The sequence below is a fragment of the Burkholderia sp. AU6039 genome (assembly GCF_002223365.1).
In the GTDB taxonomy this organism is placed as follows: Bacteria; Pseudomonadota; Gammaproteobacteria; order Burkholderiales; family Burkholderiaceae; genus Burkholderia.
On record NZ_NKFK01000003.1, the window covers coordinates 928680 to 947237 of the forward strand.

At 68.5% G+C, this 18558-nt stretch carries 18 protein-coding genes and 1 pseudogene; 10 read left to right on the forward strand and 9 right to left on the reverse strand.

The window, feature by feature from the left end; genetic code table 11:
- Positions 1–2 precede the first annotated feature (2 nt).
- Both CFB39_RS07020 and CFB39_RS07025 read right to left on the reverse strand, forming a co-directional pair.
- The gene (locus tag CFB39_RS07020; RefSeq protein ID WP_089473235.1) at positions 3–647 is read right to left on the reverse strand and encodes an SGNH/GDSL hydrolase family protein; all 645 of its coding nucleotides are present in this window, start codon (positions 645–647) and stop codon (positions 3–5) included.
- A 22-nt stretch (positions 648–669) separates the two neighbouring features.
- Entirely contained in the window at positions 670–1206 is a 537-nt protein-coding gene (locus tag CFB39_RS07025; protein WP_174975641.1) for a PadR family transcriptional regulator, read from the reverse strand.
- 151 nt (positions 1207–1357) lie between these two features.
- Between CFB39_RS07025 and CFB39_RS07030 the strand changes: the two genes are divergently transcribed.
- Both CFB39_RS07030 and CFB39_RS07035 read left to right on the forward strand, forming a co-directional pair.
- A complete protein-coding gene (locus CFB39_RS07030; RefSeq protein ID WP_089472551.1) occupies positions 1358–3382 on the forward strand; it encodes an FAD-dependent oxidoreductase in 2025 nt (674 codons plus the stop codon).
- A 43-nt stretch (positions 3383–3425) separates the two neighbouring features.
- Positions 3426–3866 carry a nuclear transport factor 2 family protein gene (locus CFB39_RS07035; RefSeq protein ID WP_089472552.1) on the forward strand — a complete coding sequence of 147 codons (441 nt, stop codon included), beginning with the start codon at positions 3426–3428 and terminating at the stop codon, positions 3864–3866.
- A 34-nt stretch (positions 3867–3900) separates the two neighbouring features.
- Here CFB39_RS07035 and CFB39_RS07040 read toward each other — a convergent pair whose 3' ends face one another.
- Positions 3901–5334: a PLP-dependent aminotransferase family protein gene (locus CFB39_RS07040; protein ID WP_089472553.1), complete on the reverse strand. Its 1434-nt coding sequence runs from the start codon at positions 5332–5334 to the stop codon at positions 3901–3903.
- A gap of 167 nt (positions 5335–5501) precedes the next feature.
- Here CFB39_RS07040 and CFB39_RS07045 point away from each other — a divergent pair, with 167 nt between their 5' ends.
- Together CFB39_RS07045 and CFB39_RS07050 are read left to right on the forward strand one after the other, a co-directional pair.
- Positions 5502–6662 carry a pyridoxal phosphate-dependent aminotransferase gene (locus CFB39_RS07045; RefSeq protein ID WP_089472554.1) on the forward strand — a complete coding sequence of 387 codons (1161 nt, stop codon included), beginning with the start codon at positions 5502–5504 and terminating at the stop codon, positions 6660–6662.
- A 56-nt stretch (positions 6663–6718) separates the two neighbouring features.
- The gene (locus CFB39_RS07050) at positions 6719–7450 is read left to right on the forward strand and encodes a transporter substrate-binding domain-containing protein (RefSeq protein WP_089472555.1); all 732 of its coding nucleotides are present in this window, start codon (positions 6719–6721) and stop codon (positions 7448–7450) included.
- Here CFB39_RS07050 and CFB39_RS41245 read toward each other — a convergent pair.
- The 4 genes from CFB39_RS41245 to CFB39_RS07065 are packed head-to-tail and all read right to left on the reverse strand — an operon-like array spanning position 7398 to position 9863.
- Positions 7398–7607, reverse strand: a complete 210-nt coding sequence (locus CFB39_RS41245; protein ID WP_373452722.1) for an FAD-dependent monooxygenase — start codon at positions 7605–7607, stop codon at positions 7398–7400. The genes CFB39_RS07050 and CFB39_RS41245 overlap by 53 nt on opposite strands.
- Positions 7608–8675 (reverse strand): maleylacetate reductase, encoded by a 1068-nt coding sequence (locus CFB39_RS07055; protein WP_089472556.1) that lies wholly within the window; start codon positions 8673–8675, stop codon positions 7608–7610.
- Positions 8676–8682: 7 nt separating this feature from the next.
- Complete coding sequence (locus CFB39_RS07060) at positions 8683–8985, reverse strand: Dabb family protein (RefSeq protein WP_089472557.1); 303 nt, start codon at positions 8983–8985, stop codon at positions 8683–8685.
- Complete coding sequence (locus CFB39_RS07065; protein ID WP_089472558.1) at positions 8982–9863, reverse strand: intradiol ring-cleavage dioxygenase; 882 nt, start codon at positions 9861–9863, stop codon at positions 8982–8984. Before CFB39_RS07065 ends, CFB39_RS07060 begins: the two co-directional genes overlap by 4 nt.
- A 118-nt stretch (positions 9864–9981) precedes the next feature.
- Between CFB39_RS07065 and CFB39_RS07070 the strand changes: the two genes are divergently transcribed.
- The 6 genes and pseudogenes from CFB39_RS07070 (at position 9982) to CFB39_RS07095 (ending at position 16288) form a co-directional block, all read left to right on the forward strand.
- Positions 9982–10905: a LysR family transcriptional regulator gene (locus tag CFB39_RS07070; RefSeq protein WP_089472559.1), complete on the forward strand. Its 924-nt coding sequence runs from the start codon at positions 9982–9984 to the stop codon at positions 10903–10905.
- Positions 10906–11088 (forward strand): annotated as a pseudogene (locus tag CFB39_RS07075) (transporter); the annotation flags it as partial.
- Between the two features lie 274 nt (positions 11089–11362).
- A complete protein-coding gene (locus CFB39_RS07080; RefSeq protein ID WP_089472561.1) occupies positions 11363–13453 on the forward strand; it encodes a TonB-dependent siderophore receptor in 2091 nt (696 codons plus the stop codon).
- A complete protein-coding gene (locus CFB39_RS07085; RefSeq protein WP_089472562.1) occupies positions 13453–14250 on the forward strand; it encodes an ABC transporter ATP-binding protein in 798 nt (265 codons plus the stop codon). The genes CFB39_RS07080 and CFB39_RS07085 overlap by 1 nt, the downstream gene beginning before the upstream one ends.
- Positions 14251–14255: 5 nt before the next feature.
- Positions 14256–15251 (forward strand): ABC transporter substrate-binding protein, encoded by a 996-nt coding sequence (locus tag CFB39_RS07090; RefSeq protein ID WP_373452721.1) that lies wholly within the window; start codon positions 14256–14258, stop codon positions 15249–15251.
- Positions 15248–16288 (forward strand): iron ABC transporter permease, encoded by a 1041-nt coding sequence (locus CFB39_RS07095; protein WP_179257651.1) that lies wholly within the window; start codon positions 15248–15250, stop codon positions 16286–16288. Before CFB39_RS07090 ends, CFB39_RS07095 begins: the two co-directional genes overlap by 4 nt.
- Positions 16289–16338: 50 nt before the next feature.
- Here CFB39_RS07095 and CFB39_RS07100 read toward each other — a convergent pair whose 3' ends face one another.
- Together CFB39_RS07100 and CFB39_RS07105 are read right to left on the reverse strand one after the other, a co-directional pair.
- Positions 16339–17715 (reverse strand): ATP-binding protein, encoded by a 1377-nt coding sequence (locus CFB39_RS07100; RefSeq protein ID WP_089472564.1) that lies wholly within the window; start codon positions 17713–17715, stop codon positions 16339–16341.
- Positions 17716–18441 (reverse strand): response regulator, encoded by a 726-nt coding sequence (locus CFB39_RS07105; RefSeq protein WP_089472565.1) that lies wholly within the window; start codon positions 18439–18441, stop codon positions 17716–17718.
- Between the last annotated feature and the right edge of the window lie 117 nt (positions 18442–18558).

Consider the following 18558-nt stretch of genomic DNA (forward strand, 5'->3'; position numbering starts at 1 on the left):
CGTTACGCGATCTGCTGCAGAAGGGCGGCGACCCGCTGCCCGAGCGCACGATGCTGATCGGCCGCGAAGTGAACGCCATCCACCGGGCTCACCTCGATGATCGCGCCGGCATCGAGAAAGTGCGCACCGGCGTCGCTTGCCACCTGTTCGTACCGCTTCGCGAGCTGCCGCGACTTCGCTGCGCCGCCCGCGAAGATCTCGCCGAGGAAGCCGACCTCGACGATCGGCGCAGGCGCCATCAGCACGAGCGTCGGTGACGCACCGGACGGGCCGGCACCGCACGCGGCGATCTCGGCAAGCAGCACGCCGACCGACGTCGCGATGTCGGCGGGCGTGACCGAGAAGCGTGTCTTCAGATCGTTGGTCCCGAGCATCAGCACGACGACATCGACGGGCAAGTGACTTTCGAGGCACGCGCGCAGATACGACAAACCGTTCTTGTGCCGGCCTTCGATCGGATCGTCATGCACGGTCGTCCGCGCGGGCAACCCTTCTTCGATGACCCGCCAGCTCGCGCCGAGCGTTTGCGCCAGCACGCCGGTCCAGCGTTCTTCGCGTGCGAACCGCTCCAGTACGCCGGCACGCGTCATCGGGCGGGTGCCGTGCGTGTTCGAATCGCCGTAGCAGAGCACGGTTTTCTGCGTCATCGTCATGTCCTCCGTCAGTCGTTCAGTCTTTCGGCAAGCGCAGCACGTCGAGCGCGTGCTGCGAGAATTCGACCCAGAACCGCTCGTTCGCGATGCCGGCCTGCAGGACCAGGTGCTGAAGGCGCTTCGTGCGCGAATCGGCGCTTTCCGAAAAATCGCGTGCCTCGATCTGCAGATACAGGTCGAGCTTCTCCTGGTGCAACGCGATGCGCCGCCTGATTTCGTCCTCGAGGCCGGCCGGGCCGAGCACTGCTTCCGCGCGCAGGCGCACCATCAACGCTTCGCGCAGCGGCGTCGGGTCTTCCGGTTCGGCGATCCAGCGCCGCAACTCCTTCTTGCCGGCCGGCAGGATCCGGTACGCGCGCTTGCGGCCGCGCCCCGATTCGGCCGGCAACGATTCGATCCAGCCCGTTTCCTCGAGACGCCCCAGCTCGCGATAGATCTGCTGGTGCGTCGCCTGCCAGAAATAACCGATCGAGCGATCGAAACGGTCGGCGAGTTCGGAGCCGGAACCCGGGCGTTCGGCAAGCGCGGTGAGGAGTGCGTGGGGCAGGGACATGTCGGATCGGAGGAGGCCGCGGAATGAACCGCATCTTGCCATATCGGGGCCACAGTACAAGATGACGGATGCGTTTATGCAACGGGTTGCATAAACGAAAGCGGTCGACTACTATCTGTGCAACTTGTTGCATAAAAATTGGAGACACCCCATGACATCGCGTTTTCCGCATCTGACGACCCCGCTGGAACTTGGCTTCACGTCGCTCAGGAACCGCGTGCTGATGGGGTCGATGCACGTGGGCCTAGAGGAAGCGCCGAACGGCTTCGAGCGGATGGCGGCGTTCTATGCGGAGCGTGCGCGCGGCGAGGCCGGCCTGATCGTCACGGGCGGATTTGCGCCGAACGAGCGGGGCCGTCCGGCGCCCGGCGGCGCGATGCTGACGACCGAAGCGGAAGCCGAGCGTCATCGTGTCGTGACGCGCGCGGTGCATGCGGAGGGCGGCAAGATCGCGCTGCAAATCCTGCATTTCGGGCGCTACGCGTATCACCCGGCGCTCGCCGCGCCGAGCGCGCTGAAGGCGCCGATCAACCCGTTCACGCCGCATGCGTTGACGAGCGACGAAGTCGACGAGACGATTGCCGATTTCGTGCGATGTGCGGCGCTCGCGCAGCATGCGGGTTACGACGGCGTCGAGATCATGGGATCCGAAGGCTATCTGATCAACGAATTCATCGCCGCGCGCACGAACCATCGCGACGACGCATGGGGCGGCGCGTACGAGAACCGCATCCGTTTCGCGGTCGAGATCGTGCGGCGCGTGCGCGAGCGGGTCGGCACGAACTTCATCATCATCTACCGGTTGTCGATGCTCGATCTCGTCGAAGGCGGCTCGACGCTCGACGAAGTGATCCGGCTCGCGCAGGCGATCGAAGCGGCCGGTGCGACGATCATCAATACGGGCATCGGCTGGCACGAGGCGCGCATTCCGACCATCGCGACGAAGGTGCCGCGCGCCGCGTACGCGTGGGTCACGCGGCAGTTGATGGGCAAGGTTGGCATCCCGCTCGTCGCGACCAACCGGATCAACACGCCGGACGTCGCCGAGCAACTGCTGGCCGACGGCTATTGCGACATGGTGTCGATGGCGCGGCCGTTTCTCGCCGATGCCGAGTTCGTGCGCAAGGCACGGGAAGGGCGCGCGGACGAAATCAACACGTGCATCGGCTGCAACCAGGCCTGCCTCGACCATACGTTCAGCGGCAGGATCACGTCGTGCCTCGTGAATCCGCGTGCGTGCCATGAAACCGAGCTCGTGATTCGCCCCGCGCAGCAGCGCAAGCGGATCGCCGTGGTCGGCGCCGGGCCCGCAGGCCTCGGCTTCGCGGTCACCGCGGCCGAGCGCGGCCATGCGGTGACGCTGTACGAAGCCGGCGCCGAGATCGGCGGCCAGTTCAACATAGCGAAGAAGGTGCCCGGCAAGGAGGAGTTCAACGAGACGCTGCGCTATTTCCGTCGGCAGATCGAACTGCGCGGCGTGACGCTCCACCTCAATACGCGCGCGACCGCCGAGCTGCTGCTGCAACACGAATTCGACGAAGTGGTGATCGCGACGGGCATCGTGCCGCGCACGCCGCCGATCGACGGTGTCGGGCACGCCAAGGCGCTCGGCTATCTCGACGTGCTGCGCGACGGCAAGGCGGTAGGACGCAGCGTTGCGATCGTCGGCGCCGGCGGGATCGGCTTCGACGTCGCGGAATATCTCGTGCATCGTGCGGGCGCCGGGCACGTCGACGCGGACCGCTTTTTCGCCGAGTGGGGTGTCGACCCGTCGTATGCGAACGCGGGCGGCCTGCGTCGTGCGCACCCCGAGCCGGCGGCGCGGCAAATTCATCTGCTGCAGCGCAAGGCGTCGAAGGTCGGCGACGGGCTCGGCAAGACCACCGGATGGATCCACCGTACGGCGCTGAAGGCGCGCGGGGTCGGGATGTCGTCGGCGGTGACCTACCGGCGTATCGACGACGAAGGATTGCACGTGACGATCGATGGCGTCGAGCAGACGCTGCCGGTGGACAACGTCGTGATCTGCGCGGGGCAGGAGCCGTTGCGCGAACTGGCGGAGCAACTGGAGGCCGCCGGGCGCAAGGTGCACGTGATCGGCGGCGCGTACGAAGCGGCCGAGCTCGACGCGAAGCGCGCGATTCACCAGGGCACGACGCTGGCCGCGACCCTTTGAGACCGATACGTTTCTTTTCCGCCCGACGATACAGGAGTCTTCGATGACGAACGCACCGCTGCATCTTCAACCCGCTGTCGCGCAATCGCTCGACACGTGGCACGCGATGGTCGAACGCAAGGATTTCGGCGCACTGGAGTCGATCGTCCATCCGGACGCCGTGTTCCGCTCGCCGATGGCGTTCAAGCCGTACGGGCCGGCGCCCGCGCTATTGCTGGCGCTGCGCACGGTGATCACGATCCTCGAGGATTTCACCTATCACCGCCAGTTCGTCACCGACGACGGCAAGAGCGTGGTGCTGGAGTTCAGTGCGGCCATCGGCGACAAGGCGCTGAAGGGGATCGACATGATCCGCTTCGACGACGAAGGGCGGATCGTCGAGTTCGAGGTCATGATCCGGCCGTTCAATGCGCTGCAGGCACTCGGTGCCGAAATGGGCGCGCGGCTCGCGCAGCAGTTGCCGTCGTTCAAGCTCGGCGGTTGAGCGGGGCGATTGCGGCGCAGTGGCCGCCGCGCGCTTAGCGCGCGAGTTGTGCCTGCGCGAGCCGGCCCAGGCAGCGGACGCCGTCCTCGATGTGTTCGTTCCACACGTGCCCCGCGCTCAGGCGCAGGCAATGGCGAAAGCGCCGGCTGGCCGAGAAGATGTCACCCGGCGCGAAGCAAATACCCTGTTCGAGCGCGGCATCGAACAGCGCGCGTGAATCGAATCGCTTCGGCAGTTCGAGCCAGAGCACGAAACCACCGGCTGGCCGGCTCACTTTCGTGCCGGCCGGAAAGCTGGCCTCGATCGTGCGCGTCATCCGCGCCAGGTTGTCCTCGAACACGCGCCGGACGCGGCGCAAATGCGCGTCGTATGCGCCGCTCGCAAGGAAGTCGGCCAGCGCGACCTGCAGCAACACGGGGCCGCACAGGCTGAGCGCGAGCTTGCGTTCCATCACCTGCTGAGTGCGCGCGCCCGCCGCGATCCAGCCGATCCGGTATCCCGGGGCGAGACTCTTCGAGAACGAACTGCAGTAGATCGTATCGGCATCACTGTCGAGTGCGCTGAACGGCCGCGGCCGATCCCGGCCGAAGTGGATGTCGCCGTAGACGTCGTCTTCGATCAGCGGCACCCGGTGGCGCGTAAGCAGCGCGAGCAGCGCCCGCTTGTCGTCCTCGCTCATCGCGGAGCCGAGCGGATTGCCGAAGCTCGACGACAGCACGCAGGCGGCGATCGATTCCGATTCGAGCCGCTGCGCGAGCAGGCCGACGTCGACGCCGCGCAGCGGGTCGGTCGGCAACTCCAGCGCCTTCAATCCCAGCGCCTCCAGCGTGTGAAGCAGACCGAAGTAGGTCGGCGATTCCACCGCGATCGTATCGCCACGCGTTGCCACGGCATTCAGCGCGAGCGTCAACGCTTCGGTGCAGCCGTTCGTGACGAGGATGTCGTCGGCGGACAGCGGATGCCCGAAGCGCATGGCCCGCCGCGCGATTTCGCGGCGCAGCGCCGGCTCGCCGTAGGGCGCGCAATACACGTTGTAGCGCGTGCCGTGCTGGCGCGCGGCGCGGGCGAGGGCCAGGTCGAGCCGCTTCGATTGCAGCAGCGCCGGATCGGGCACCGCGCATCCGAGCGGCACGAGCGCCGAATTGGCCGCATGTTCGAGCATCGCGGCGACCGCGCCGCTGATCGACACCGTCGATGCTTTCGCGCGCGAGCGCGACGCGCTCGGCAATGCCAGCGTGCCGCCGCGCGCGGCCGTGACATAGAAGCCCGACTGCGGCCGCGAGACGAGCACGCCGCGATCTTCGAGCAGGCGGTACGCCTGCAGCGCGGTGGACACGCTGATGCGCTGCTGCTCGCTGACGGCACGCACGGACGGCAGCCGGGTGCCCGGCGCCAGCGTACCGTTCTCGATCATGCCGACGATGAGATCGGCCAGTTGCCTGTAGCGGAATGACGTCTGCGTTTCCATGGGGTATCGGCGGCAGGGGAGTGCCCGATTATCGACCGTTCGGCGCGATCTTGCCACGCAGAATTGTGTCGGTCCAATCGGCGGAAAATTGTGGCTGTTATGGTTTTTGTGCGGGCGCTACGATGGCGTTGATTCGATCCATCGATCGACCATTGCGAGGCTTGCCCATGCAGACGACACAAGCGCATTCCGGCGAGTGGCGCGGACGGTTTCCGTACAACGAAATCATCTCGCTGCTCGACGTGAACCGGACGTTCAACCTGGCGGAGAGCACGTCGCAGGACCTGACGGTCGGCGAGCTGCTGGATCTGGCCGGCGTCGACGCGGTCCGCAACCTGAAGCTCGGCTACAGCCAGTCGGCGGGTGCCGCCGTGCTGCGCGACGCGATTGCCGATTCCTGCGAAGTGCCCGCCGAGCAGATCGTGACGACGCAAGGCACCGCGCTCGGGCTGTTTCTGCTGGCCTATGAAGTGTGCCGCCCCGGCGACGAGGCCGTGCTCGCGACGCCGTGCTTTCCGCCGAGTCGCGACTGCCTGGTCGGCGCCGGCGCGACGGTGCGAGAAGTGCGGCTATCGTTCGAGAACGGCTACCGGCTGGACCTTGCGCAGTTCGACGCGCGGCTGTCGTCGAAGACGCGGCTGGTCAGCATCGCATCGCCGCAGAACCCCGGCGGCGTGCAGGCATCGCGCGCCGAGATCGATGCATTGCTTGCGTTGATGTCGCGACGGTGTCCGGACGCGATACTGTTCGTCGACGAGACCTATCGCGAAGCATGCTATGGCGATGCTGCCGTGGCGGCCAGTTTCGCGGCGGTCGATCCGTGCATCGTCACGGGTTCGTCGGTGTCGAAAGCGCTGGGCGCACCCGGTCTGCGGACCGGGTGGCTCACGGTGGCCGACGCGGCGCTTCGGGCGCGTCTGCTCGTCGCAAAGCTGAATACCGTGATCTCGGGTTCGGTGCTCGACGAGACGCTGGCGGCGACCGTGTTGCGTCACCGTGAACACGTGCTTGCGCCTCGGCGCCGGCTGCTTGCGGACGCGCGCGATATCGTGTCGGGCTGGTGCGAACGTGAACGTGCGCGGGTCGAGTGGGTGCGGCCCGATGCGGGCGCACTATGCTGCGTGCGGTTGCGCCAGGATGCTTTCGACGAGCAGGCCGTGGCGCGCTTCTGGCAGCAGTTGCCGGATCACGACGTGCAGCTCGCATCCGGGACGTGGTTCGGCGAAAGCAGCCGCGTGTTCAGGCTGGGGTTCGGTTACCTTCCGCTGGAGCGGCTGCCGCCTGCGTTGATGGCGCTGTCCCGGGCGATGGATGCAGCGGCTGCATGAATCGGGTGCCCGGCGTCCGGGCACGACGAATATCATTGAACGTCAGGAGTGACACCATGAAGGTTAGGATTGCGTACATCGAGGAGCCGCCGTTCTACTGGACGGCAGCAGACGGTACCGTGACCGGCGCGGACATCGAGTTGGCCGAGGTGGTGCTGCGCGCGATCGGTGTGACCGAAATCGAATATCACCCGACGTCGTTCGAGGCGCTGCTGCCGGGTGTGCAGGCCGGGCGCTGGGACATGAACGTGCCGATCTTCGTGACGGCCGAACGGGCACGGTACGTGACGTTCAGCGTGCCGGTGTGGGCGATCGGCGATGGCTTCGTGCTGCTGGCCGGCAATCCGAAGCGATTGACGAGCTACGCGGCCATCGCGGCTCGCAGCGATGCGCGGCTCGCGTGCGTGACCGACCAGGTGCAGATCGATTCGGCCAGGGCGGCCGGCGTTAGCGACGGCCAGATCGTCATCTTCAAGGATCAACCCGATGCAGTGGCTGCGGTGCTTACGGGGCAGGTCGACGCGTTCGCGAGCACGGCGATCGGGGCACGCGCGGTCGCCGACACGGACGCGCGGCTGGAGTCTGTGTCGCACGAGCGTGATGCGGGTGCGACCGTGCCCGTCGGCGGGTTTTCGTTCGGCCAGAACAGCGGCCCGCTCGTGCAGGCGGTGAACGCGAAGCTGCGCGAGTATCTCGGCTCGGCCGATCATCGCGAGCGGATGGCGAAGTACGGCTTCACGCGCGCGGAAATCGACGGCGTGGTGGAGAACGGCGGCGCGAAGCCGTAATGCCGCGCGTGGCGTCGACCGTCCGCACGGTCGACGCCGCATAGGGCGTCGGCCAGCGTTCGAGGACGGTCACGCGATGGCGGGGGCAGCCCAGCATCGATGCGGCGACGAGGCCGGTCGGGCCGTAGCCGACGATGGCGACGTCACAGTGTTCGATTCAGCGCGCGGTCGTACCGGGCAGGTTGCCGTCGAACGCGTCCTGCAGCAGCGCGCGCAGGCCGTCGCGTTCGATCGGGCGCGGGTTCCAGTACGGATTGGCGGCCGCGAGGTCGGCGGCGCGATCGAGGTCGGCTTCCTGCATCCCGATCGCCTTCAGCGCGACCGGCGCGCCGTTGTCGAGCGCCAGCGCGTAGAGGCCGCGTGCGGCGTCGTTCGTGCCGATCGCGCGGGCGATCCGCTGCATTGCTTCCGGCGCGTGCGCGGCGTTGTACGCGAGCGCATGCGGCAGGACGACCGTGTGGGTCGGCGCGTGCGGCAGGTTGAAGCTGCCGCCGAGCGTGTGACAGAGCTTGTGGTGCAGCGCCATGCCGACGTTGCCGAGCACCATGCCGCACAGCCACGCGCCGTAGAGCGCGTCGCTGCGCGCGTCGAGATCGGCGGGGTCGCGCCGCACGCCGGGCAGGCCGCGCGCGAGCGCGCGAATGCCTTCTTCGGCCACGAGGCTCATCACCGGATTCGCGTTGTTCGCGTAGAGGCCTTCCGCCGCGTGCGCGATCGCATTGAGGCCGCTCGTCACGGACAGCTCGACGGGCAGCGTGACGGTGAGGGCGGGATCGTAGATCACCGTCTTCGGCAACACGCGAGCGTCGGAGCCCGTGCGTTTGAGGCCGCCTTCGGTCAGGCCGTAGATCGGCGTCATCTCGCTGCCGGCGTACGTCGTCGGTATCGCGAGGATCGGCAGGCTGCTTTCGAGCGCGATCGCCTTGCCGAGGCCGATCGTCGAACCGCCGCCGATCGCGATCGCGCAGTCGGCATCGCACGACCTGGCGAACGTCTGCGCATCGCGGGCAATCTCGATCGGTACGTGCATCGTCGCGCGATCGTACAGCCCGGCCGCGCGCGCGCCGAGCCGCTCGACGATGCGTTGTGCGAGATCGCGCTGTTCCGGCGTGCAGAGCACGATCGCGCGTTGCGCGCCCAGTTCCAGCACTTCGCGTTCGAGATGCTCGAGGCTGCCTGCGCCGAAGATCACGCGGGCGGGGCGGGCCTGGTAGATGAAGTTCATGTCGTCGTCACTCCGTTGCGTAGTCGACCTGATGGCGCGCGATGCGCAGGCCCGTCAGTGCGTCGCGTACGCGTGTGTGTTCGGGATGCGTCGCGTATCTGTCGAGTGCTTCGCGCGACTCGAAGTCGGCGACGAGAATCAGGTCGCACGCGTAGTCGGCCGCGCTGAAATCCGCACCGACTTCGAGGTGCGTCATGCCCGGAATCCGGCCGCGCAGGCTTTCGAAGGCGGTCTTGACGGTGGTGCGTGCCACCGCGCGCTCGGGCTCGGTGGCGCCGGCGACGTTCCACATCACGACGTGGCGGATCATGCGGCGCGCTCCGCGGGATTGAGCACGAAGTCGTAATCGAGCGTGTAGAACGGCGTGTCCATGCGCGAGCCGTCCGGCGCGCTGCCGGGCGCGTGCCGGACCCAGTCGGCGACGAGCGTCGACCGTACGCCGAACACCGCATCGGAGTCGAGATAGCGGTCGCCGTCGCGGAACACGTGCGTGATCAGCGTTTCGTAGCTGCGCGCCTCGATCATGAAGTGCAGGTGCGCGGGGCGCCACGGATGACGGCCGAGCGCGTCGAGCATCGCGCCGACGGGGCCGTCGTGCGGAATCGGATACGGCTCGGCGAGGATCGAGCGGAATGCGTAACGGCCGTCGGCACCGGTACGCAGCCGGCCGCGCGCGCGGTGCGTGACCGAGCCGTCGTCGGCCGGAAGCTGCACGTCGTAGTGCCCGTCCTCGTCGGCTTGCCAGACTTCCAGCGACGCGTGCGCGATCGGCATGCCGTCGATGCCGCGCACATGGCCCGACACGAAGCAGGGCTCGCCGCAGGCGCCGTTCGCGATGTCGTCGAACATGCCGAAATCGCGGCTGCCTTCGACGTAGAACGGACCGAATACGGTCGCCTCCGTGCAGCCGGCCGGCTTCGCGTGATTCTGCGCGGTGACGAGGGTCGACAGCCCGAGCACGTCGGACAGCAGGATGAACTCCTGGCGCGTGTCGTCGGTGATGTGGCCCACGGCCGTCAGGAAGCCGATCGCGGCTTGCCATTCGGCCTCGGTGAGCTTCGTCTCCCGTGCAAACGAGTGCAGGTGCTGGACGAGGCTGGTCATCACCGTGCGCAACCGCTCGTCGCGACAGCCGCCCAGCGACGCGATCACGGCCTGTGTGATGGTGTCTTCGTTGAGATTGCGCATAGGGGGTGTCTCCTGATGTCGTTGGATAGCGCGTTGACGTAACATTAATTCCTCCCCGGATCGTAAAAAAGAGGGTTTGGAGGAGTTTTGTTCTCCGCCAGGTGGAAGAATCGAACGCATGGACAAGTGGACGCAAATCGAATTTTTCGTGCAGGTCGCCGAGCTGGGCAGCCTGTCGAAGGCCGCCGAGCGGCTCGGGATGTCGAGCGCGGCGGCGAGCCGCTGCCTGAACGCGCTGGAGGAGCGGCTGGGGGCGCGGCTCGTCGAGCGCACCACGCGGCGCCTGTGGCTGACCGACGCCGGGCATGAATACCACCGGCGTTGTGTCGCGATCCTGATGGAACTGTCGGAGGCCGATGCGGCGGTCAACGAAGCGAGCGTCAATCCGGCCGGCACGCTGCGCGTGACGGCGTCGGTATCGTTCGCATCGATCTATATCGCGCCCGCGTTGCCCGAGTTCCATCGGCGCTACCCGAACCTGAACGTGCAGATCGTCGCGGCGAACCGCTATCCGGATTTCATCGAGGCCGGCATCGACGTGGCGATCCGCACGCGCGAGCATGAAGCGGATTCGGGCATCACCGTGCGCAAGCTCGCCGAGACGCGGCGCGTGCTGGCCGCGTCGCCCGGGTATCTGGCAAAGCACGGTGCGCCGGCGACGCCCGATGCGCTGTGCGACCAACGGCTGCTGGTGTACAACCTCGCGAACGATCCGTACGTCCTGCATTTCCGCCACGGCGCGAAGAAGCAGTCGGTCACGATCAAGAGCGTGCTCGATGCGAACGAAGGGCAGGTGATTCGCGCCGCGGCACTTGCCGGGCTCGGCATCCTGATCCAGCCGCTCTACATCATTCACGACGACATCGTCGCGGGGAAGCTGGTGCCGGTGCTCACCGACTGGCAACTGCCGGCGCTCACCGTCAACATCGCGTACCAGAGCCGCCGTCACCAGCCGGCGAAGATCCGCGTGTTCACCGAGTTCCTGATCGAGCGCGTCGAACGCCTCGGCCTCGCGCGCAAATGGAAGGAAGTCGGCCGTTGATCGCAGGCCGGCGTCAAGGTCGCGTCGGACGGCTTTCGCGGGCAATCGGTCGCGATCGGTCCGCAGCTGCGTGTCATGTGGGGGCCGGCGTCGGGCGTGGTCGTGAAATACCAGCACGAGTTCGCGGTGCGCAACCGGCCGCAGGGCGACAAGCTGTGGGTGCAGTTCAGTTTTCCGCTGTAGGCGCGGCGTACGGCCCCGGCCACGCACCCGGCCGGGACAACCTGACGAAATCCTGACGAATCAAATTGATATATTGTATCATCTGAGGTTTGCGCCACCGACGGGCTGCCTGGCACGGCCGCGTGCGACGCCACCCTCCGAAGATCGATACGACGTGACGAAAACCAGACACACCCCGGCGCGCGGGGAGCGGCACCACGCCGCGTCGCGCCGGAACGGCGACGCCTGGCGTGTTCGCGCGGCCCGCGGCTGCACGACCCTGCTGGGCTGCGCGATGGCGACCTCCGGCGCGTTGGCTGCCGAAGCGGCCGCACCCGCACCGGACGAACGGCATGCGCTGCCGGCGATCAACGTCAGCGCGCCATCCGCACCGGCCGACCCGCTGACGCAACCGCTCGAAACCGGCTCGCGGCTCGGGCTCGCGAGCCTCGACACGCCCGCGAGCGTCGAGACGGTCACGGCCGACACGATCGACGCGCGCGGCGATCGCACGGTGCTCGACGCGGTGACGCGCACCGCGGGTTTCTCCAGCGCGATGGCGCCCGGCACCGGCGGCACCGCATTGAGCGTGCGCGGTTTCAGCGGGCAGGAATCGGTGATGACGCTGCTCGACGGCGTGCGGCTGATGCCGGCCGCCGGCACGATCACGTTCCCGTTCGATACGTGGTCGGTCGAGCGCATCGAGGTGCTGCGCGGCCCGGCGTCGGTGCTGTACGGCGAAGGGGCGATCGGTGGTGTCGTGAACGTGGTGCCGAAGCGGCCGCAGCGCACGCGCGAGACGACGCTGCAGGTCGGGGTCGGCCTGGATGGTGCGAAGCGCGCCGCGTTCGATACGACGGGCGCGCTCGGCCCGAAGCTGTCGTATCGCTTCCATGCAAGCGATGCGCGCGCGAACGGTCTCGCCGAGCGGGCCGATACGCATACGACGGCCGTCGGCGGCGCGCTGAAGTTCGACGTGAGCCCGACGCTCACGCTGACGCTCGACTTCGACTACGGCCGCCAGATGCCGGCGACCTACTATGGCGTGCCGGCGCCGAACGGCGTGCTCGATCCGTCGCTGCGCAAGCGCAACTACAACGTCGCCGACGCGTCGATTTCCTATTACGACCAGTGGACGCGCTTGTCGGCGACCTACCGGCCGACAGCCGGCGTGACGATCGACAACCAGCTCTACTACCTGACGTCGAATCGCCACTGGCGCAACGCCGAATCGTATGCGCTCGATGCCGCGACGGGGCGCGTCACGCGCGGCGACTATCTCGACATCGGCCACCACCAGCGGCAGATCGGCGATCGGCTGAGCGCACGCTTCGACGGCACGCTGTTCGGCCGCGCGAACCGCTTCGTCGTCGGCACGGAATTCAGCCAGATCACGTTCAGCGGCACCAACAATTCGCCGTACGGCGGCGAGTCGACGGTGCCCGCGCACGGCTTCGACCCCGGCGTGTTCACGAGCCCCGACCCGACGGTGCCGCAGTTCAGCACGCGCGCGCGGCAGGCCGCGGTGTTCGCCGAGAACCGGCTCGAACTGCTGCCGCGGCTCGCGTGGGTGAGCGGGCTGCGCTACGACCACATCGCGTTCAACCGCGAGCAGGCCGCGACCGGCGCGGGCTTCGACAAGCGTTTCGCGAACGTCGGCTGGCGCACCGGCTTCGTGTTCGAAGTCGCGCCGACGCTCAGCGCATATGCGCAGTACACGACGGGCGCGGAGGGCCTCGGCTCGCTCGTGACGCTGTCCGCGTCGCAGGCGAGCTACCGGCTCGCGACCGGCGAGCAGTGGGAAGCCGGCGTCAAGCAGACGCTGCTCGACGGCCGCGCATACTGGACGGTCGCCGTGTACGACATCACGAAGCGCAACCTGCTCAGCACCGATCCGTTCAATCCCGCGCTGCGTCAGCAGGTCGGCCGGCAATCGTCGCGCGGCATCGAGCTGACGGGCGGCGCGCGGCTGCCGCACGGCTGGACGGTCGATGCGAACGTCGCGCTGCTGCGCGCGCGCTATGACGCGTTCAACCAGAAGGTCGGCAGCGCGACGGTGTCGCGTGCCGGCAATGCACCGGCCAACGTGCCGCAGCAGACGATGAACCTCTGGCTCGGCTGGGCGTTTGCCGAGCGTTGGCAGGCGAACGCGGGCGTGCGCTACGTCGGCGCGACCTACGGCGACGACGCGAACCGCGTGCAGGTGCCGTCGTACACGGTGTTCGACGCGTCGCTGCGCTGGCAGCCGACGGCCCGCACCGAGCTGGCGCTGACCTTGCGCAACCTCGCGAACCGCACGTATGCGGTGACGACGTCGAACGCCGGCGAGCAATGGCTGCTCGGCCCGTCGCGCTCGGCGGAGCTCGTCGCGACGATGCGCTTCTGATGCGGCACGGCGCACCTCCCGTGACGCACATGCTCGACATCGAACGCGTGAGCTGGTCTCCCGGCGGCGCGATCACCGTGCTCGATTCGGTGACGCTGAGCGTGGCCGACGGCGAGTTCGTCGGGCTGGTCGGCCCGAATGGCAGCGGCAAGACGAGCCTGCTGCGCTGCGTGTTCCGTTACGCGCGGCCCGATGCCGGCCGTGTCGCGCTCGATGCACAGGACGTGTGGCGCATGCGGCCGCGCGCGGTTGCGCAGCGCATCGCGGTGCTGCAGCAGGAGACGCCGGACGATTTCGGGCTGACCGTCGACGAACTGGTCGGCATGGGGCGCACGCCGCACCAGCGGCCGTTCGATGCGGAGACGGCGGACGATCGCCGGATCGTCGAATCCGCGCTGCACGACGTCGGCCTCGTCGAGCGCCGTGCGCAGCGCTTCGCGTCGCTGTCGGGCGGCGAGAAGCAGCGCGCGCTGCTGGCACGCGCACTCGCTCAGCAGCCCGAACTGCTGCTGCTCGACGAACCGACCAACCACCTCGACCTGCGCCATCAGCTCGAACTGCTCGCGCGCGTGCGGCGCCTCGGCATCGCGACGCTCGCCACGATTCACGACCTCAATCTCGCGGCCGCGTATTGCGACCGGCTCCACGTGCTCGCGCACGGCAGGGTCGTCGCGTCGGGCGTGCCGGCCGACGTGCTGACCGAAGCGTTGCTGCGCGACGTGTTCGGCGTCGCCGCGCTCGTCGATCGCCATCCCGTCACGGGCCGGCCGCGCATCACGCCGCTTCATCCGGAATGACCGCCATGCCGTTTCCTGTCTTGTCCTCTGCTTTGTCGCCTGTATTTCGCCGGCTGCTTGCCGCGACCGTGCTCGGCTGCGCGGCCGCCCAGGCGGGCGCCTATCCCGTCACCGTGCGCAGTTGCGATCGCGACGTGACGTTCGAGCGCGCGCCGACGCGTGCGGTGAGCAACGACGTCAACCTGACCGAGATGATGCTCGTGCTCGGCCTGAAGGACCGGCTCGTCGGCTACACCGGGATCGGCGGCTGGAAGACGGGCACCGCGCGCGTGCGCGATGCGCTGCGCGGCGTGCCCGAACTGGCGAGCCAGTATCCGTCGCTCGAGGTGCTGGCGGCCGCGCGCGCCGACTTCTATCTCGCGGGCTGGAACTACGGGATGCATGTCGGCGGCCCGGTGACGCCCGCGACGCTCGCGCCGTTCGGCATCCGTGCGTACGAGCTGACCGAATCGTGTTCGCACGTGATGAAGCAGGCGGCCGCGTCGTTCGACGACGTGTTCCGCGACCTGAACAATCTCGGGCGAATCTTCGGCGTCGACGCGCGCGCCGCGCAGGTCGTCGCGTCGATGCGCACGCGTCTCGCGGCGGTGTCGCGCACGATCGGGCATCCGGAGCCGCTGCGCGTGTTCGTCTACGACAGCGGCACCGACAAGCCGATGACGGCCGGCGGGCTCGCGATGCCGACCGCGCTGCTGGCGGCGGCCGGCGCGCGCAACGTGATGGCCGACCTGCCGCGCAGCTGGACGCAGGTGAGCTGGGAAAGCGTGGTCGCGCGCGATCCGCAGGTGATCGTGATCGTCGACTATTCGGCCGTGACGGCCGCGCAGAAGCAGCAGTTCCTGCTGAGCCAGCCGTCGCTCGCACGCGTGGCCGCGATCCGCGACCGGCGCTTCATCGTGATTCCGTACGATGCGGCGACGCCGGGCCCCGAGAACGTCGCAGCCGTCGAGACGCTGGCGCGCGCGCTGTATCCGGCCGCGTTCGCCGGGCCGGCGCGATGAGCATGCACGCGCGTGCAGCGCGGCCCGCCATGCGCGTGGTGCTGCCGGCGCTGGCGCTGCTGCTGATCGTGTCGATCGTCGCGTCGGCCGCGTTCGGGCCGGCGCCGATCGCGATGCCGGCGGCGGTGCGGATCGTCGCCACGCATATCGTGTCGGCGTTCGGCGACGCCGGCGCGGTTGCGGCGGGGGCGGGCGACGACAGCATCGTCTGGCTGATCCGGATGCCGCGCGCGCTGCTGGCCGCGCTCGTCGGCGCGACGCTGGCGGCGGTCGGCGTGGCGCTGCAGGCCGCGACCGCGAACCGCCTGGCCGATCCGCACCTGCTCGGCGTGAGCGCGGGGGCGATGCTCGGTGCCGTCGCGGTCACCGTGATGGCCGGTGCGGCATTCGGCCCGTTCACGCTGTCGGCTGCCGCGTTCGCGGGCGCGCTCGCGGCGACCGCCTGCGTCGTCGCGCTCGCTTACCGGCGCGGCCGGCTCGAATCGGACCGGCTGCTGCTCGCGGGGGTATCGGTGTCGTTCATGATGGCCGCGTTCGGCAACCTGCTGCTGTATCTCGGCGACCAGCGCGCCGCGTCCTCCGTGCTGTTCTGGATGCTCGGCGGCGTCGGGCTGGCGCGCTGGGACCTGCTGCCGGTGCCGGCCGTGTGCGCGGCGCTCGCCGGCGGCGCGTTGTACGCGCGCCGGCGCGAACTGAATGCGCTGATGTCGGGCGATGTTGCCGCGGCTGCGCTCGGCGTGCCGAGCGCGCGGCTGCGGCGCGAGGTGTTCGTCGTCGCGTCGTTCGCGACGGGCGCGATGGTGGCGGTGAGCGGGGCGATCGGCTTCGTCGGGCTCGTGACGCCGCATCTGTGCCGTCGCGTCGTCGGCGCCGAGCATGGCAGGCTGCTGCCGGTGGCCGCGCTGACGGGCGCGATCCTGCTCGTCTGGGCCGATGTGGCCGCCCGCACGCTCGCGGCGCCGGAGGATCTGCCGATCGGGATCGTGACCGCGATGTTCGGCAGCCTGTTCTTCGTCGCGCTGCTGCGCCGCCGCTGAGCGGCGCGCAGGTCAGGCGAGGGCGGCCGGGGCGCCGCCTGCCGCGCGCTTCATTGCCGCGGGAGGGCCATGCCGGTGCTGGCGCCGAACGCGTCGGCATGCGCGAGGGTAGCCGGCAAGTCGAACAGGTTGTCCGGCAGCGACAGCGCGGGCAGCGTGATCACGAAGCGTGCGCCGCCGAGCGGTGAATCCTCGAGCCGCACGTCACCGCCATGCACCTGCGCGACGCGCCGCACGATCGCGAGCCCGAGCCCGAAGCCGCCGGTCTGCCGGTCGCGGCTGGAGTCGAGCCGCTGGAACGGTTCGAACACGCGGGCGCGTTCGGCGGCCGGAATGCCGGGGCCATCGTCGTCGACGCTCAACACGAGCGCGCCGGACGCGTTGCGCTCGGCGGCGAGCAGCACCGTGCGCGAGGCGTAACGTGCGCCGTTGCGGATCAGGTTCAGCAATGCGCGGGCGACCAGCTTCGGGTCGCATACGTGGGTCGCGGGCGCGTCGAGGGCCGACACGTCGAGCGTGATGCCGCGATCGACGATGTCGTTCGCGACGTTGCCGGCGACGCTGTCGAGCAGCGCGTCGACGACGACTTCCATCGGCGCGAGCTGGCTTGCGCCCTGTTCGAGCCGGCCGATCGTCAGCAGCTCGGTGACGAGCTCGTCGAGCTCGCGCACGTCGCGCCGCAGCGCGTCGCGGCGTTCGCGCATCCGGGCCGTTTCGTCAGGCTCGGCGAGCAGCGCGAGCCCGAATTCGAGCCGCGCGAGCGGCGTCTTCAGTTCGTGCGAGATGCCGTGCATCATTTCGCGCTGCTGCTTGATCGACGCCTCGATGCGCTCGGCCATGTCGTTGAACTGCTGCGACAGCTCGTAGATGTTCGACTTGCCGGACAGCTTCACGCGCGTCGACAGCGTACCGGCGCCGAATGCGCGGGCGGCTTCCTGCAGCCTGCGCAGGTCGCGCCAGTGATAGTGAATCCACAGCACCACCGCGAACAGCGTGCTGAGCGCGAGCAGCATGTACGCATAGATCCTGATGTCGAGGCTGAATGCTTCGATCGGCCGCGCATGCAGCACCGAACCATCCGCGAGCGGCATGTAGTAATCCTTGGCGTCGTAGCTGATCGCGATCAGGCCGGCGTCGAGATCGCGCAGCGGCTCGCCGCTCAACTGTGCGCGGGCGGTGGCCATCGGCATGAAGTCGAACCGTTCGTTGCCGTGCTTCGCGAGCTCGCGCAGCGCCACCTTGCGCTGCTCGCCCGGATGGCGTTCGAGGTAGTCGTTGAGCACGAACGCGTAGGTCGTCAACGCGTCGCGCTCCGCCTGCGCGCTGCGATCGTAGAAGATCCGGTCGAACGACAGCTGGATGAAGATGATCGACGCCGCGACGAACAGGATCACGACGAGGTACAGCCGAATCAATGGGCGGAGCATTTATTCGTCCCACGCGGAAGGGCTGAACAGGTAGCCGCGGCCCCAGATCGTCTTGATCTTGTGCGGCTCCGACGACGCATCCTCGAAGCGGCGGCGCAGCTTCGAGATGCCGGAATCGACCGAGCGGTCGAGTCCGTCGAACTCGATCCCGCGCAGCTGCTTCAGGATGTCGTCGCGGCTCAGCACGGTGCCGGCCGCGCGCGCGAGGATCAGCAGCAGGTTGAATTCGGCGGTCTTCAGGTCGACCGGCTCGCCGCGCCACGTGACGGTGCGGTTCGGCGGCGAGATCGCCAGTTCGCCGAACACGAGCGCTTCGGGCGCGGCCACCGGCGCTTCCGCGACGGCCGGCTGCGCGCGGCGCAGCAGCGCGCGGGCGCGGGCGACCAGCACGCGCGGTTCGATCGGCTTCGTCACGTAGTCGTCGGCGCCCGTCTCGAGGCCCGCGACCTGGTCGTAGACATCCAGGCGCGCGGTCAGGATCAGCACCGGGACGTTGGTGAACGCGCGGATGCGCCGGCAGACTTCCATGCCGTCGAGGTTCGGCAGCATCAGGTCGAGTATCACGAGGGCCGGCTGGTGCTCGCGCACCGCGGCGACAGCGAGGTCGCCGCGCCGGACGACCGTCACCGTGAATTCATAACCGTCGAGGTATTCGCGGACGAGCTGCGCCAGGCGGTCGTCGTCCTCGATCAGCAGTACGCGGTATTTGAGCGGGTCTTCGTTCATGGTCTCGTCAATATGCACGCGCCGTTTCACATCCGGGCAGGCCGGTGCGCGGCGCGGCACGCGAATTCTATCCGGCGCATCGAAGGCCGGGGGAGCGGGGCGACAATCTCGAACAAT